We start from the raw sequence: 13792 nt of genomic DNA, 5'->3' as shown, positions 1-13792 counted from the left end.
CCGAACACATGGCTGCTCCGACCAACGCCGCAAGTGAAGATTCTCCTTGCCAACCCGGAGCCGTCCACACATGGCCCTTTGAGACATGTTGACCGTCTCTGAGAATGTCCGCTGATCGAGGAAAACCGGAAGTGATTGAAGCACAGTCAAAACGACGCGATCGACCCGAGGCGGAATGTTCACGCAGCCGAACCCTTTCGAGCTGGACTAGGCACGGACGCGGGGCGTAACGACCTTCATGGTGAGCCCTTAGCCAGTGTTCCTGACCGCCTCGGCTAGAATGGCGTAAAGCTGCTGCTTGCTGACTTCCTTAGGCTGCTGCCTCTCTGCTGTGCCGCGACACCTTCTTTGCTAGTGGACGTGTGGAGGCGGCCGACGACGCCGGCCTTGGCTTCGGGGGCGGCCTTATCTTGGGTCTTGCTGTTGGCGGCTTGTGGCCACGCTTCAGGCTCAAACCGGTTAGTATGCCGCAGACCGCAGTACGGCTACACCCGAGACGGCGCGCAATCCGTGCCTCGCTCTGTCCTGCGGCCCAAAGCCTTTTGAGCAGCGCTACGTCTTTCGCACCTCCATGGGAAATATTATAGCGCCGACTGCCAGACACCCGGCTAGCCTCGTCATCGTCCGGCTCGCGTACGACTGTCGGTTCGTCGGCGTCATCCTCCTCGTCGTCATCTTCGTCCTCCTCGTCTTTATCAGGATCTCGCGGCGGCATCACGGCGCCCGTAGCAACGAGCGGCGTCCGGACGGTCGCTGTGATGAAAAATGCTTCGAAGTCGTGTTGCTTCATGTTGTTGTTACTCCTCGAAAGGCATGCGAATCGAAAGGCATGCGAAGTCGAGTATTCCTGACGGACGACATCCGGACGTCCAAGGATGGGTCACAAACGCCGATCAGCGGTCGAGCGACGCGTTCTCCAGTGAGCCAACCTCGCCCCGCTTGCGGGGCGAGGTGCTGAGGCTCAGGAACCGTCGAACTTGAACGATACGTTGAGTTTGGCGCGATAGGCCTCTACTTTTCCCTTCGCATCCAGTTGCATATCGAGTTTGACGACCTCTGCAATGCGAAGATCTCGGAGAGATTTTGCAGCTTGCTCTACCGCATTAGCGGCCGCCTTCTCCCATGAGTCGTTGCTGGTACCGATCAGTTCAATGACCTTGTAGACGCTATCCGGCATGTCGTGCTCCTGTTCGGTATGAAGCAGGAAGCAGGTGCTTCCTGCCGTTGTGAAATCTAGCATCGGGATATCGGCGCTGATACGGCGCGATACGGTCACGGGCGTCGCCCGGGGCCCGATAAGGGACAAATTGCATTTGGCGTGATGGCAGCTTTTGGCCCCAACGCTGACGTCAGTTCCAAAATTGGTATGTCCGCTGATTGCGCCGGAGCGGACCTCGTCTGAACCATTCCATAACAACGCATATCCGAATGACGTTACGTCCTGGCGAGAAAGCGGACGGCCGTCGCTGCAAGTTTGCCGTCCGTTTTTGACCCCTTCGCTGCCGTTAAAGCGGTGCCGCAACATGTCGGTTCAGAAGGGTAGATCCGGACGTTTACAGCCGAGCGCGCGACCGCCGCTTTTGACCATACCCAAACTCAGCTTGAAGATCGGAAGCGAGGTGAAGAGAACTCGACGGCCGGGACAACTAATTGCGGAGCCGCGTTCAATGCTCGTGCAGAAAGGCATTCGCTAAGCTATTCTTGTCGGGTCGTGGGAGCACGCAATGTCGAAAGCAATTGCCGTCTTGGGCTCCGCTCTGTTCTTCGTCATTGCGCCGTTGGTGCTGGCAGGCTTCGTCCCGTGGTGGGTCACGCAGTGGGAATTTCGGCCAGCCGTTTTCGGCGTCGATCTAACCCGCATCCTCGGCGGTATATTGATCATCCTCGGAGTGCCCGGACTTGTGGATTCATTTGCGCGGTTTGCGCTGGAGGGGCTGGGGACGCCCGCCCCGATCGCGCCGACACAAAAGCTCGTAGTGACTGGCCTTTATCGCTACGTGCGAAATCCGATCTACATCGCCGTCGTCGCAGTCATTTTTGGTCAGGCCTTTTTGTTTGGTGACGGGCGTCTCCTCTGGTACGGGGCGCTACTCTGGCTTTTTTTTCATGTCTTTGTGGTGATGTACGAAGAACCGACGCTCAAGCAAACATTCGGCACGGAGTACGAGAGCTTTCAGACTAATGTGCCGCGCTGGATTCCGCGGTTGACGCCATGGCGCGCCGCATAAAGGAATCGCTGCCAGCGGCTCGATGCCGGCTGCGACAAACAGTGCGAGACGGCGTAGCGTAGCAAGCGCGCCTAGCGGCCTCGCCCCGGAGGGCCCACTACCTTAGCGGCCAGGTCGAAATAACGCACGGGCCGGGCAAGTGCTCCGCACGCCGTGTCTTTCCGATCCCGGAGGAAGACCGGCCGTCTGCGCTTGCGCATTATGAGGACCGAATCTGGCACGAAACCGACTTGCCGGCTGAGCAAGAGAATGTCTGTTCATCGCAGTAGATCGGAAGTGAACAGCGGATCGTCAAATCGTTTGACCCGAAGCGGACTACCTTTTGAAACGCATTAAGTCATGCTGCTAGGCATGAAGCATCGGACGCGCGCATGGCCGTCGATGTAGTGCCTCCGGACCATTGTGCGGCCGAAGCGGTTTGGTTGTGTGATAACCGCGCCGTCAGGTACGATCACCCATTCGTCGTCAATAAGGGCGCGGTAACGCCCACGACTGGACTTCCACTCCGCATCGGACACTATGTATCCGTCGGAATCGGTACAGCACTTTCCCAATTCGCTCTCCAGGCTTTCGAACCATGGCTTCAGCGGAGAGTGGTCGTATCGGCCATCGTCACGTGCCAGTATTGGCGTCAGTAGCAACGCTGAGCCAAACAACGATGCCGCAAGTTTCGCTGGAAACATCTCTTTGCCTCCGCGATATTCACCGCCGATGGCTTGGTGCGGCTTAGGCTGGCAACCCGGAAACTAAGTCCGTTGCAACTGCCGCTGATGAACTGCAGCGCGACGCGGTGCCCGCCGCGCCAGCGCTGGTCCTAGGGTCGGCCTTTTGCCGGCAGGGTCGACTTCGCTGCCCTCCTTACTCGCTCGCCCTGGGGTTTGTGACTGGAAACTGACCATCTGTAGGTGCATATTGGGCAAATGCAGGTGCACTGCCCCAAATGCAAAGTGATCGTCGCCATTGGCTCAACCAAGTGGTTCTTTGACGGCGGCGAATGCAGGGAGCTTCGCGGTACCGCTGCGGGCGATGCTAAGGAATAGGAGTGCCCAGTCCTGGTCGAAGCGGTTTGTAAGGCCGGGAAGAATGCCATTAGTTAGCCGATGCGCGGCCTCACTTGCCCGCGACCGTCGGGCGTTTCGCACTGAACCCGTCTTGGTGACAATTCTCTGCCTGGGTGTAGCCTCTGGCTCGGGCGGAGATTGATTCGTCATGCTCGAAGCTATTCTCATGCTGCTGGGAATTGGAGCGGTCGCTCTTTTGCTGATCGCCTTCTGGGGACTGCATCGCCACGTATGACGTGCTGCTCCTTCAAGCGCTTAGCGGCCTCAACCCCTCGCTTCGCCGGGTTTTGCGAGTCGGGAACGACCGGCAATCCGGGGGCGTTCCTTTCCAGCTCCGGGCCATGTCTCGGAGCGAGTAGAGTAAACTTCCGGCCTCTAGGGATTCATCCTCCTTCGGGGCCGGCCTTTTTGACACGGCGGCTTGCCGCGCGTCCGAGCCCGGCGGCCTGTCGCTTACGACAGGCAAGCGAGGATAGCGAGGACCATGTCCGCGCCGAGGTCGCCCGAGCATACTGATAAGAAAATGCCGCCACCAAGAAGCACTGCAACTAGCTGAAGCGCGATCATTGATAATCCCCTCGTTCACCCGGCAATGAATAGAACCTAACGGCCGACCGTTTCCGGAGTGTTTCGGGCAGCGGCGAATGGGTTTCCTTCACCGAACCGTTATTCGCCAGAGCTTGAGTGACTTACGGACTCCTGAGGACGAGCAAGCGACTGGATGCGATCCCTGGGCGTCGTTCCAGCACTGGCAACGGCGCTGGTCGCGAGCGTTGCCGATGCCAAGACCTTCCGATAGGGGCGGGACTTCTCGGCCTGAGTCGGGCTCGTGCCGAAGCAGAACTCCAGTGGGGGACGTGATCCGCTATGTCACGATCCAGGGCACGAATCACCGGCCTTGGCTCACTGCGTTCTTGGCACGGCGCCCCACCAGGTCGCAGCCATCGCACTCGCTAATAAGCTCGCCAGGATGCAAGGAATTTAGTCCCGCCGTGAACACGCTGCGAACGCGTGTATTCGCCTGCGGAACACGAAGGTAAGGCCGCCTCAGTGGGAGGAACCCGGTTCTGCTTCCGAAGTTAGCCCGAAATGCCGCGAGAGATAAGAATAACGCTATGGTCACTAGCCGTCGCCTGTGCAGTGGCGTTTAGCTTCGCGGCTGTCCTTTCTCCTCACTAAGTGAATATGCACAAACTTCGAGGCCGCCTTAGTGGGCGGCCTCTTTCATTTTGGGTTGCCTTCGCGATTGTCGCTCAGTGCCTCGCCGCTCTCGCAAGGAATTCCAGCGTGGAGGGCGCCATGTCCTCAAGTTCGTCATAGCGACGGCGCAGCTCATCCGCGATAATTGCGGTCACATCGCGCGACCATCCCTCGGTCGTGTTGAAGGCGACGATGCGAGCAGGGCGAAAATAATGGCCTTCGATCAGGTGCCCCAGCAGAGTCGAACGATTGCCGTCCTCTTCTGCCGTTTCGGACCAGGCCCGCCCCAAACGGCCGCCGAAGTCCTCAAGCACAATGTAGACGTCGTGGCTAGCCGCACTCTGCGGCACGATGGATGGAGACTGAGCCATGGAACGCGCCTGACCAGAGTTCCTTCGGGACTGAGCCTGCCCCCGAACCGTCGAAAAGCCCACGGCTAAAAAGGGGTAGCCAGTAACGAGCTTGGCCTCGGGCCACCATCGCGGAAGCGCCGGTTAAGATCGAGCTGCAGTGGACCTCACCGTTCCGAGCCGTGGAACCAATTCCACGCCTTCCAGCTCTGTCTTGCTTGCGCCGCACATCGGCGGAGACAACTAACTTAATCTCGGCACCGCTTGTGCGCGACGGTTCTTGTCCTGAGCACCTCAGCCGTGCCGACGATAATTGAAAGACGCGCTGGTCTCGGCCTGCGAGAGATGCGCCGATGCGATTGAGAACCGAGTTGGCCGGTTTGAAAAGTAAGCCTCAGCTCCGCTGGACCCTGGTGAATCCCATGAAGACTGGAATATCGCTTTCGGCAGTGTTAGCCAGGCGCACCCGCCGGATCGGCGGCGACAATCTGTAGTCCCGCCTGGTTGAGCGCCTCAGCAATTTGCTTCGCGGCACCTTGGCTTCTTCAATTCCGATTTCCGCATCTCGATGTTGCGCGAAAAAGGCGCAAATGGTCGTGCAGATGATGGTATTCACCTGGTGCGGATCAGTCATTTGGGCCACTCCAACAAAACGGCTAATCGGACGGCTGCAGCAATCGGAGAGCAAAGCGGTCATCGCAATCCGAAAAAAGGGAAAATGTCCGATTACAATTATTAATCCGCAGGTAAAATCGGGTCGTTCATCACAGGTGTCCTGGCCCGTTGAACGAATGCTACTTGAAGGTCGTAGGCCCGGTTTTCGCATTGCGCGGCTGAACCGCCGATAAACTTTCGAGCTCAACTTCCTTTTCGATGGCCGATAAGGAGTTGCCGATCTTGTCAACGATCTTGACCAAATCGGCATGGCTGATGCGAAGTCGCTTTCGCACTGCCTTTACCTGCTCTGTGTTGGCGAGATCGAGCGTCGTGCGAATAGGCCGCGGCGGTCTTGAGCACAGCATGAGCAGGTCTCCTGGCTAAATAAGGTCAGCGAGGTCCCTTTGTTCCGAAGCCATGATGTAAGGCGCTAAAGAGCCGAAATAAGTTCAGGAAGAGGCAACATGGGTGCAGCAGCGGTCTCGCAGAGCGGCACTCTCTCGCACACATCATCGAGGACCGCGCGCAAAGGCGCAATGCTTCCGTCATCGAACAATCAAGGTCTCCGAAAGCAGCATCCTATAAAGCCCCCCAGCCTCGGGACGCACGGCAAGTTACGGATCGCGAAAAATTCTGCAGCAGGAATGAGTGTGGCCGCCTTTGGAAGTCGGAGCTTGAGAGCGTGAGCCACACAGGCCGCGCATTCGCGCGGGGCCTGCCACATCGCCCCGTAGGCCGAGCCCATTCCATGCTGAAGGCCGAGCAAGTGCTCATGAAGTATCGCACTGTGCTGCACCTTGCGGATCAGGACACAGATTCTCGAAGCGAGCCGCCGCGCCCTCCTCTCGACCAGGAAAACTAGGAACTTCTCAGCCCAGCACCTGTTGTGCCGTGCCACTACTGGAGGACGACATGAACAAGAAACTGCTTCTTCTGCTAACGGCTGCTTCGCTTCTGGCGGGTCCATCGTTTGCGCAAAACCCGCCGGCCACTGATCGGCCCAACAATAACGCGGTAAACAGTTCCGGTCAGAACAATTCCAACAAGCCGGTCGCAGGCGCCAACAGCTTCACCGAGGGACAGGCTAAATCGAAGATCGAGGACGCGGGCTACACCAACGTCACATCCCTGAAGAAGGACGACAACGGCGTTTGGCGCGGAAAGGCCACTAAAGGCGGCGCCTCGACCGACGTCAGTCTGGATTTCCAGGGCAACGTCAACGCGGCGAAATAACGCGCAGCAAAAATTGAGAGGGATTCAAGATGACCGTTACGATTTCACGTCTCTACGATAACTACTCCGATGCGCAGCGCGCGGTGACGAGCCTGGAGGCCGCGGGCGTACCGCATTCGGATTTGAGCATCGTCGCGAACAATTCCGACAATTGGTACAGCACCGACAAGAAGGTCGATCGCGATCGAGATGGGGTTGATGATCGGGCTGAAGGTGCGGCAACGGGAGCGGGCCTCGGCGCAGGCCTCGGTGGCGCGGCCGGTTTGCTCGCGGGCCTCGGTCTGTTGGCCATCCCCGGCCTGGGTCCGGTCGTGGCGGCCGGATGGCTTGCGTCGACCGCGCTGGGTGCCGCAGCTGGCGGCGCTACGGGCGGGGTGGTCGGCGCGTTGACGCAGGCCGGTGTATCCGATGAGGAAGCTCCGCTCTATGCCGAAGGTGTGAGGCGCGGCGGCACGCTGGTTTCGGCGCGTGTGCCGGACGCGGACCGGGCGCGATACGAAGCGATCCTGAACCAATCCGCCGTCAATCTGCGCGACCGAAGCGCAGCCTGGCAGAAGGCAGGGTGGAAGAGTTACGATCCATCCGCCCAGCCTTATGGCGCGGAGGAGGTCCGGAGAGAACGGCAACTCTACGGCACCGGAGTGCGATGAATGATCCGGCGGCCCGCCCACGCGGGTCGCCGTTTTCTTCGCGTGATCCCATCATTTAACTGAGGAGTTGGATATGAGTCGTGGAATGCCATCGATGACCGCCCTCTTGGGTATGCTCGCGATCGCCGGTTACCAAAATCGGGACAAACTGGCAGACATGCTGCGCAACGCGACTTCCGGTCAGCCGGCGGGCAGCAAGGATCCCTTGAGCGGCATGCTCGGCAATCTTGGCGGCCTTGTGGGCGGTGGTGGCGTGGGCTCGCTGCTGAACGGCGGGATCGGCGAGTTGCTTGAGCGCTTCAAGCAGAACGGACGAGGCGATACGGCCCAATCCTGGATCAATCAGGGGCCTAACCGGGAAGTCACCCCGCCCGAACTCGAGCAAGCAATCGGTCCGGACGTCCTTCAAAAGCTTGAGCAGCAGACCGGCCTATCGCAGCAGGAGATTCTCGACCGATTGTCTCGCGAGCTTCCGACAGCGGTGGACAAATACACGCCCGACGGACGTCTTCCGGCTCCATCAGCAGGATAACAACGTAAATGTGTCTGCTTCTCGGAGATGAGGCCGACCAAGGTGAAGCAGCCTGTTAAGGGGCAGGTTGTGACCCGAAGCAGACCAAGACTGCTTGCAAACCCGGCACAGGTTTCCTCCCCGTCCGAGGAGAGTTAGCTCTCATTGCAACTTTTTCCCGCCCCCGTTATTGACCAGCGGGGCGAACGCTGCGGCTTACGCCGCAGCTGTCCGGCCCCTGGTCCCGTTCTTATCTGGAGGCGCTTACATGAAGTGGATGTGCTTGGTCGGCTTAGTGGCAGGAGCCGTTGCTCTAACGCCTGTACCGTCTGCTTCGGCGATGCCCGCTGCTAAGCCGGACGCACTGGGCGCGTCTCGGACTGCCCCTGTTGAGGTCAAGGGCGGCCACGGACATGGCGGTGGTCACGGGTGGGGTCATCGCGGCGGGCGTGGTCATCACTACGGTTGGGGCAGAGGCCGTGGTCACCACTATGGCTGGCGACGTCATCACCGCTGGTAAGCGTCGCAACTGTGCCGGCATCGGAGTTACAGGACTTTCCCAAGATAGAAGATCATCGTGATATCTCAGCGATCCAACAGAAGCTGGCGCACTGTCGCCAGCTCATCAAAGAGTTTCCGGACGGGCCAACCGCGAAGCACATCCGGGAGCTGGAGGACGAACTGAGAGCTGAGCTAGCAGCCGAACTACGCACCCTTACGCGGCAGTAAGGCCGCCCTCGTTGCCGACGAGCCCGAAGGAACTCAAGGGGCGTTCGTACGTTGGCGCAACGTGCCCTCTCCTCACTAATAGCGATTATGCGAACAAAGCGATTATGCGAACAAAGGCCGCCCCAGTGGACGGCCTCTTTCTTGGCCCGTAAGTACTTCCGCTTGTGGCCCGTGGCTGCCATTCGCTCAGAAGACTGAGGGGTCAGCTTTCGGGAGGCGAGCCGAACAGCGCAATTCGGCTTGGCCGAGGCAGCCTTTGACGCATGGCCGACATCGCGGTGTTGAGCTATGTTGGAGCAGGAGCCAACGTCACTTCGCGATCATCCGATGAGTCAGCAATAAAGTGGCAGGTCGGCGCTAGTGCGCCCGAGGTGTACCCAACCGTAATACTGACAGGACCTGTTCCTCGAAACCGGGCGACCACGCGATCGACGTTGCTTAGGACGACGGAGGTAAGCCTCGTCTCCATCCTCTATTCTAGGGAGGCATCAACAGCAGGGAGCTAACATCATGCGCGCATTTGGAGCTGTATGTTTCTCACTATTTTTGTCGGCAGTTCCTGCGACTGCAGCAGATCAAAATCTCAAGGAGGAAATTGGCAAGATAGCTTCAGCATACGAGCAGCACTTCGACAAACAAGATGCTGCCGGGATTACGTCACTTTATACGAAGAACTACCTGCGTGTTACTCAGAATGGAATTGAGCCCGATAATACCAAGTTTTACGAGGACGGTTTCAAAGCTGGACTTAATCGCCTCGAGGTGAAGGTGATCGAAGTTCAGCCATTGTCAGAAAACATGGCTCTATCAACTGGCGAAGCTCACATTACTGGTAAGAGTGAGAAAGGCGATCCCCTGGAAATAAACGCTATTTGGACTGCTCTTGATGTTCGTGAGAATGGGCAATGGAAGATTCGTATGCTGACGTCGGCTCCTAAGGCACCGCCGCCGCAGCCGCAGCAAGCGGGGACCACGGCGACTACAACGGGGAACGCGCCGAGTGCAAAATAGTGCCTACCCGAGAGTAGTTCGTCGGGACCGGCTTTCGCGCCCAAACGGGCGGAGGCAGCAACTGAAACGTAGGTCTTTCGGCCACGGAAGCCGACTCGCATCCGCTGCGTGAGATCAAGGGCCCTCGCCTCTCGAAAAAGACGGGATGGCGCGGCTCCTTGATCGGACCGAACAACAGCTTCTGAGTGAAGACCGGACTGCAGCAAGGACAGCCCTGCAGGACCGAGTCTGGCCCTAAGCCGAAGAGCGGTTCAGCCGCCGTGATGTCCGCTGTCGCTGGTAATGAGGGGCAGAGCAGGTCCGCTCTGCTCAGCTAATTCAGACGTCGACCTGCCCTGCTATTGCGAGTGCATCGTCGACTTCAATTCCCAGGTACCGGACGGTGTTCTCGATTTTGGTGTGCCCCCGGCGTGGGAGCACGCCGAACCTGTTTCCGTTTGAAGCCATTGAACGAGCTGGCCCTTGGGTTTGCGATGATCGAGGCGAGTTTCGCCCGGAATTTGTCTGGCGCTCGACGATGCGGCGACCGCTCTCGACGTGACGGCGCGCCTGCGAACTGTTCGACGGTCATTGGATGCATTCCCAGTGGCGGGGGAGCGCAAGCGGCGTGCTCGCGGATGGACGCCAAAGTCCAAACGGGTGACGCTCCCATTCTCGGATCTCGCGCTCTTGGGCGCGGGCTATCCGCTCCATCCCTTGAAAGTCCCCCGGGAGCATCTAAACAACATCCACACGCCCTCCAGTGGGCTGGTAATTGAGGATGTTTAGCTATGGCCGACAATGTGCGCGAGTTGCGACCCAAAGCCCCCGACACTGAGAAGATCACGATCAACCTTGGCTACGTCGACCTCGGTCATGTCGATCTTATGGTGCAGGAAGGGTTCTATTCGAACCGGACCGATTTCATCCGGACAGCAATCCGGAACCAGCTCGAGCGCCACGTAGAGGTCGTCAGACAATCCACGGCCCGGAAGAACCTGGACCTTGGGCTGCGCAACTATACTCGCGAGGATCTCGAAGCGGCGCGGCGCGCCGGCCAGATGCTGCAGATCAATGTTTTGGGCTTAGCTACCATCGCCCCGGACGTCACTCCCGAGTTGGCTAGCGCCACAATCGCGTCGGTCTCGGTGCTAGGGGCCCTTCACGCCACTCCCGCGGTCAAGGCCGCTCTCGCCGACAGAACGAGGTGAAGGATGCTGAATCAAGACATAGTCCGCGAAGTAACCCGCCTCACGCGTGCCGGCCAACTGGTCGAGGCCACCGCGCTCCTGCAGCGCATGCTCCAGGGCGATAGCGCTCCAAGACCGGCGTCTCGTAGCGTCCATCGGGCTCGGCCCCCGCGGCTCGATCCGCTTGCTATCGACGCCACGGCCGACGTCGTCGAGGAGCGGGAAGCCCCGCAGATTGCGCCGGCCCGTTCCGCGCAGGGACGCAGACGCTCCTTACTGCTCGACGGCATGCGGGATTTTTCCGGGCTCGGCCTGCGAAGTCCGATCGCGCGCGCTCCTCTGTCCCCATCGGACATCGTGCCCGAGGGCACACGGTTTATCGCCGGTACCTTCAGTAACGCCGCGGGAAGCCGCACCTACAAGCTGTTCATCCCAAGCCGCTGTCAGGGAAAACGGCTTCCCCTGATCGTCATGCTTCATGGCTGCACCCAGTCGCCGGACGATTTCGCGGCCGGCACCCGGATGAACTTCCTGGCGGAAGAGCAGAATTGCTTCGTGGTCTATCCTGAGCAGCCGAGCGGAGCCAACCAGTCGAAGTGCTGGAACTGGTTTCGCACCGGCGACCAGCGCCGCGGCGGGGGCGAGCCCTCGATGATCGCCGGCATTACCCGCCAGATCATGCGCGACCATGCTATCGATCCGAAACGCGTATACGTCGGGGGGCTGTCCGCCGGCGGGGCCGCCGCCGCGATCATGGGCGCAACGTATAGCGACCTGTACGCGGCCGTCGGAATTCATTCAGGCCTCGCGTGCGGCGCCGCGAGCGATCTTCCCTCCGCGTTCGTCGCCATGCGGCAGGGAGGCGGCTTCAAGGCAATTGCGGATAGCAAAATTTCCGTGCCGACCATCGTTTTCCATGGCGATCGCGACACTACGGTGCATCCAAAGAATGGCGATCAGATTATCGAGCAGTCCGCCAGGGCAACGAGGCCGACGACGATGGTACTTCGCGGACGCGTACCCCACGGCCATGCCTATACTCGCACCGTCCTGATCGACGGGGCCGGTCGGACGATTTCCGAACAATGGAACATCGATGGCGCCGGACACGCGTGGTCAGGAGGTAGCCCCGCCGGGTCCTACACTGATCCCCAAGGGCCGGAAGCGACGAGGGAAATGCTGCGCTTCTTCCTCGAGCATTCGCTCGGTGGGTAGTCTGGCTTCACAGGGCGCTCAGGTTGTCCTCGAGCACGTCGCCGAGCGCCCGGACCGCTTGGCGTCGCCGAAGCCGGCCTCTATCCGCCAGCGCGGGGCGCGACGGGCGAGAAACAGGTCGCATAGATCACCGGATAATCCTCTCGGCAACGTTCGGGATCTGCCATCCGTCGATGTCTTCGGGCGGCTTGACGTCCGTGATGAGAACGTCGGCTGGTCTTTTGGAGAGCCCAACGCGCGGAGGCCTGATTGTTCTCAGACTGACGCCGTTGAGCATAGGTCTGGAAGATCGCCAGCTAGACGTTTGTTGGTTGGAGTTGCTACCTAAAATCATCCTCGACATCGCAGAACGTCCGATTGATCTCAGTTCATGCGGGACTCCAACAATGCAAGGGTTTGGAACGCCACGTCACAAAGCCTGTTGTCCTAACAGAAATGACCGTTGTGGTCGCCCCCCCCCATTTTCTTGGAGTGTCAGATGAGCAAACGCAAACCGGCGACAGCGCCGAAGCGCGCCCGCAATCCGAAAATGGCCGCGCGGGCCCAACAGAACAAGCAGGCCATTGTTCGAAGCCCGAAACAGGATTTACTTCGCTCTGTTGCGGCAGTCTCGATTGAACCGCCCCTTGGGCTTCATGATGACCCTAAACACGAGGTTCCTCTCATTGAGCCTCGGGTGGATGCCTTACCAGATGACCTCAGTCAGAGAATGACGGATAGCGATCCAACGAACGGCTTTGCTTTAGCGAAGGCAAACATGCAGGCGTATCAAGCGAAGCTTCTTGAGATAGCCGCGGCCAACGCGCAATTTGCTTTTGAATTCGGCCTCAGACTTGCGACGATCAAGTCACCGACTGAATTTTTTGGCGTCATTACGGAGTTTACAAACAGACGGCTCGATATGGTCGGGCAGCATTCGAAAGAACTGGCGGCTTATCCGTTCTGGCGCATCAATCCGCCCCAAGAGCTCACCGCTCTGCCGGGACGATAACTGCAAGCCGTATCCGCTGCGGCAAAGGATGGAAGCGAACGCGGATCACGCACGCGCCGACCACGGTTGCTTGCTTTCGGCTGGAGGGCGCGGCTCACAACGAGGGAGCCGATCAGCATCGGCCCTAAGCGGTCTCGGTGCCGCCAATCCGAGGTACCCGCCATCGCGCATATAGGTTGACGCCATGTCCACAACTGAAGCCGTGCTGATGATCGTTTTGGCAGGACTTGTCGTTTTGATCCTCGGCAACATCGCGTTTCAGGTGGCAGCGGAGCGAAAGAATCCCCCGATCGGCGTCTTTACCGAGTGCGACGGAGTGCGCCTTCACTATATTGAACGGGGCGATACCGCCGCCCCTTGCGTGGTCCTGTTTCACGGGAACGGCACCATGATTCAGGATCTCGTCCTAAGCGGCTTGGTCGACCGCCTGGCCCACAACTATCGCGTCGTTTGCTTCGACCGGCCAGGATTTGGCTACAGCGACCGTCCGCGCACGCGCATCTGGACGGCCACAGCGCAAGCTTCCTTGTTCGCGAAGGCTCTTGATCAGCTTGGAGTGCGCAATCCCGTGGTGCTCGGCCACTCCTGGGGAACGCTGGTGGCAATCGCGCTGGCGCTGCGAAGCGGTTATGCCGTGAGTGGGCTCGTGCTTGTGTCCGGCTACTATTTTCCAACCTTTCGGATGGACTTTTGGCTCATGTCAGGTCCGGCTATAGCGCGACAATCTGGATGGGAAGCGCGCGACAATCAGGATGGCGAGTGGGTGTCGCGGCGAGGTGATGATTGC

15 protein-coding genes and 1 pseudogene are annotated in these 13792 nt (G+C 59.4%); 9 read left to right on the top strand and 7 right to left on the bottom strand.

Annotation, left to right across the window (positions count from 1 at the left end; genetic code table 11):
• Nucleotides 1-310: 310 nt before the first annotated feature.
• Both QSV46_RS41635 and QSV46_RS38650 read right to left on the bottom strand, forming a co-directional pair.
• Nucleotides 311-790 carry a GcrA family cell cycle regulator gene (locus tag QSV46_RS41635; protein WP_409997284.1) on the bottom strand — a complete coding sequence of 160 codons (480 nt, stop codon included), beginning with the start codon at nucleotides 788-790 and terminating at the stop codon, nucleotides 311-313.
• A gap of 171 nt (nucleotides 791-961) precedes the next feature.
• Nucleotides 962-1525, bottom strand: a complete 564-nt coding sequence (locus QSV46_RS38650; protein WP_314963945.1) for a dodecin family protein — start codon at nucleotides 1523-1525, stop codon at nucleotides 962-964.
• A gap of 199 nt (nucleotides 1526-1724) precedes the next feature.
• On the opposite strand from QSV46_RS38650, the gene QSV46_RS38645 reads away from it, so the two are divergent.
• Nucleotides 1725-2228, top strand: a complete 504-nt coding sequence (locus tag QSV46_RS38645; protein WP_314963944.1) for an isoprenylcysteine carboxylmethyltransferase family protein — start codon at nucleotides 1725-1727, stop codon at nucleotides 2226-2228.
• 332 nt (nucleotides 2229-2560) lie between these two features.
• Here QSV46_RS38645 and QSV46_RS38640 read toward each other — a convergent pair whose 3' ends face one another.
• The 4 genes from QSV46_RS38640 to QSV46_RS38625 all read right to left on the bottom strand — a co-directional run bounded on the left by QSV46_RS38640 (nucleotide 2561) and on the right by QSV46_RS38625 (nucleotide 5861).
• On the bottom strand, nucleotides 2561-2911 hold the full coding sequence (locus tag QSV46_RS38640; protein ID WP_314963943.1) for a hypothetical protein: 351 nt from the start codon (nucleotides 2909-2911) through the stop codon (nucleotides 2561-2563).
• 1631 nt (nucleotides 2912-4542) lie between these two features.
• Entirely contained in the window at nucleotides 4543-4860 is a 318-nt protein-coding gene (locus tag QSV46_RS38635) for a hypothetical protein (protein WP_314963942.1), read from the bottom strand.
• A 373-nt stretch (nucleotides 4861-5233) separates the two neighbouring features.
• Nucleotides 5234-5473 (bottom strand): hypothetical protein, encoded by a 240-nt coding sequence (locus tag QSV46_RS38630; RefSeq protein ID WP_314963941.1) that lies wholly within the window; start codon nucleotides 5471-5473, stop codon nucleotides 5234-5236.
• A 160-nt stretch (nucleotides 5474-5633) separates the two neighbouring features.
• Complete coding sequence (locus tag QSV46_RS38625) at nucleotides 5634-5861, bottom strand: hypothetical protein (protein ID WP_314963940.1); 228 nt, start codon at nucleotides 5859-5861, stop codon at nucleotides 5634-5636.
• 547 nt (nucleotides 5862-6408) lie between these two features.
• Between QSV46_RS38625 and QSV46_RS38620 the strand changes: the two genes are divergently transcribed.
• From QSV46_RS38620 to QSV46_RS38605, 4 genes are all read left to right on the top strand, one after another.
• On the top strand, nucleotides 6409-6729 hold the full coding sequence (locus QSV46_RS38620; RefSeq protein WP_314963939.1) for a hypothetical protein: 321 nt from the start codon (nucleotides 6409-6411) through the stop codon (nucleotides 6727-6729).
• Nucleotides 6730-6758: 29 nt separating this feature from the next.
• A complete protein-coding gene (locus QSV46_RS38615; protein WP_314963938.1) occupies nucleotides 6759-7379 on the top strand; it encodes a general stress protein in 621 nt (206 codons plus the stop codon).
• Between the two features lie 73 nt (nucleotides 7380-7452).
• On the top strand, nucleotides 7453-7911 hold the full coding sequence (locus QSV46_RS38610) for a YidB family protein (protein WP_314963937.1): 459 nt from the start codon (nucleotides 7453-7455) through the stop codon (nucleotides 7909-7911).
• A 1218-nt stretch (nucleotides 7912-9129) separates the two neighbouring features.
• Nucleotides 9130-9630: a nuclear transport factor 2 family protein gene (locus QSV46_RS38605; protein WP_314963936.1), complete on the top strand. Its 501-nt coding sequence runs from the start codon at nucleotides 9130-9132 to the stop codon at nucleotides 9628-9630.
• Nucleotides 9631-9948: 318 nt separating this feature from the next.
• Here QSV46_RS38605 and QSV46_RS41630 read toward each other — a convergent pair.
• Nucleotides 9949-10035: pseudogene (locus QSV46_RS41630) on the bottom strand (integrase); the annotation flags it as partial.
• 365 nt (nucleotides 10036-10400) lie between these two features.
• Between QSV46_RS41630 and QSV46_RS38600 the strand changes: the two are divergent.
• The 4 genes from QSV46_RS38600 to QSV46_RS38585 all read left to right on the top strand — a co-directional run.
• Nucleotides 10401-10820 (top strand): CopG family transcriptional regulator, encoded by a 420-nt coding sequence (locus QSV46_RS38600; RefSeq protein WP_314963935.1) that lies wholly within the window; start codon nucleotides 10401-10403, stop codon nucleotides 10818-10820.
• Nucleotides 10821-10823: 3 nt separating this feature from the next.
• A complete protein-coding gene (locus QSV46_RS38595) occupies nucleotides 10824-12014 on the top strand; it encodes a PHB depolymerase family esterase (protein ID WP_314963934.1) in 1191 nt (396 codons plus the stop codon).
• 478 nt (nucleotides 12015-12492) lie between these two features.
• Nucleotides 12493-13005, top strand: a complete 513-nt coding sequence (locus QSV46_RS38590; protein WP_314963933.1) for a Phasin protein — start codon at nucleotides 12493-12495, stop codon at nucleotides 13003-13005.
• A gap of 184 nt (nucleotides 13006-13189) precedes the next feature.
• Nucleotides 13190-13792: alpha/beta hydrolase (locus tag QSV46_RS38585; RefSeq protein ID WP_314963932.1), on the top strand; the 603-nt coding region annotated here is incomplete at its 3' end.

Source organism: Bradyrhizobium cosmicum, from assembly GCF_032290525.1.
In the GTDB taxonomy this organism is placed as follows: Bacteria; Pseudomonadota; Alphaproteobacteria; order Rhizobiales; family Xanthobacteraceae; genus Bradyrhizobium; species Bradyrhizobium cosmicum_A.
This window is presented reverse-complemented; position numbering and strand designations above follow the sequence as displayed.

What these genes read in the sequence shown, in the direction of transcription:
- QSV46_RS41635 (WP_409997284.1), bottom strand. Translation starts at nt 790, where the DNA reads ATGAAGCAACACGACTTCGAAGCATTTTTCATCACAGCGACCGTCCGG.
- QSV46_RS38650 (WP_314963945.1), bottom strand. Translation starts at nt 1,525, where the DNA reads ATGTTGCGGCACCGCTTTAACGGCAGCGAAGGGGTCAAAAACGGACGG.
- QSV46_RS38645 (WP_314963944.1), top strand. Translation starts at nt 1,725, where the DNA reads ATGTCGAAAGCAATTGCCGTCTTGGGCTCCGCTCTGTTCTTCGTCATT.
- QSV46_RS38640 (WP_314963943.1), bottom strand. Translation starts at nt 2,911, where the DNA reads ATGTTTCCAGCGAAACTTGCGGCATCGTTGTTTGGCTCAGCGTTGCTA.
- QSV46_RS38635 (WP_314963942.1), bottom strand. Translation starts at nt 4,860, where the DNA reads ATGGCTCAGTCTCCATCCATCGTGCCGCAGAGTGCGGCTAGCCACGAC.
- QSV46_RS38630 (WP_314963941.1), bottom strand. Translation starts at nt 5,473, where the DNA reads ATGACTGATCCGCACCAGGTGAATACCATCATCTGCACGACCATTTGC.
- QSV46_RS38625 (WP_314963940.1), bottom strand. Translation starts at nt 5,861, where the DNA reads ATGCTGTGCTCAAGACCGCCGCGGCCTATTCGCACGACGCTCGATCTC.
- QSV46_RS38620 (WP_314963939.1), top strand. Translation starts at nt 6,409, where the DNA reads ATGAACAAGAAACTGCTTCTTCTGCTAACGGCTGCTTCGCTTCTGGCG.
- QSV46_RS38615 (WP_314963938.1), top strand. Translation starts at nt 6,759, where the DNA reads ATGACCGTTACGATTTCACGTCTCTACGATAACTACTCCGATGCGCAG.
- QSV46_RS38610 (WP_314963937.1), top strand. Translation starts at nt 7,453, where the DNA reads ATGAGTCGTGGAATGCCATCGATGACCGCCCTCTTGGGTATGCTCGCG.
- QSV46_RS38605 (WP_314963936.1), top strand. Translation starts at nt 9,130, where the DNA reads ATGCGCGCATTTGGAGCTGTATGTTTCTCACTATTTTTGTCGGCAGTT.
- QSV46_RS38600 (WP_314963935.1), top strand. Translation starts at nt 10,401, where the DNA reads ATGGCCGACAATGTGCGCGAGTTGCGACCCAAAGCCCCCGACACTGAG.
- QSV46_RS38595 (WP_314963934.1), top strand. Translation starts at nt 10,824, where the DNA reads ATGCTGAATCAAGACATAGTCCGCGAAGTAACCCGCCTCACGCGTGCC.
- QSV46_RS38590 (WP_314963933.1), top strand. Translation starts at nt 12,493, where the DNA reads ATGAGCAAACGCAAACCGGCGACAGCGCCGAAGCGCGCCCGCAATCCG.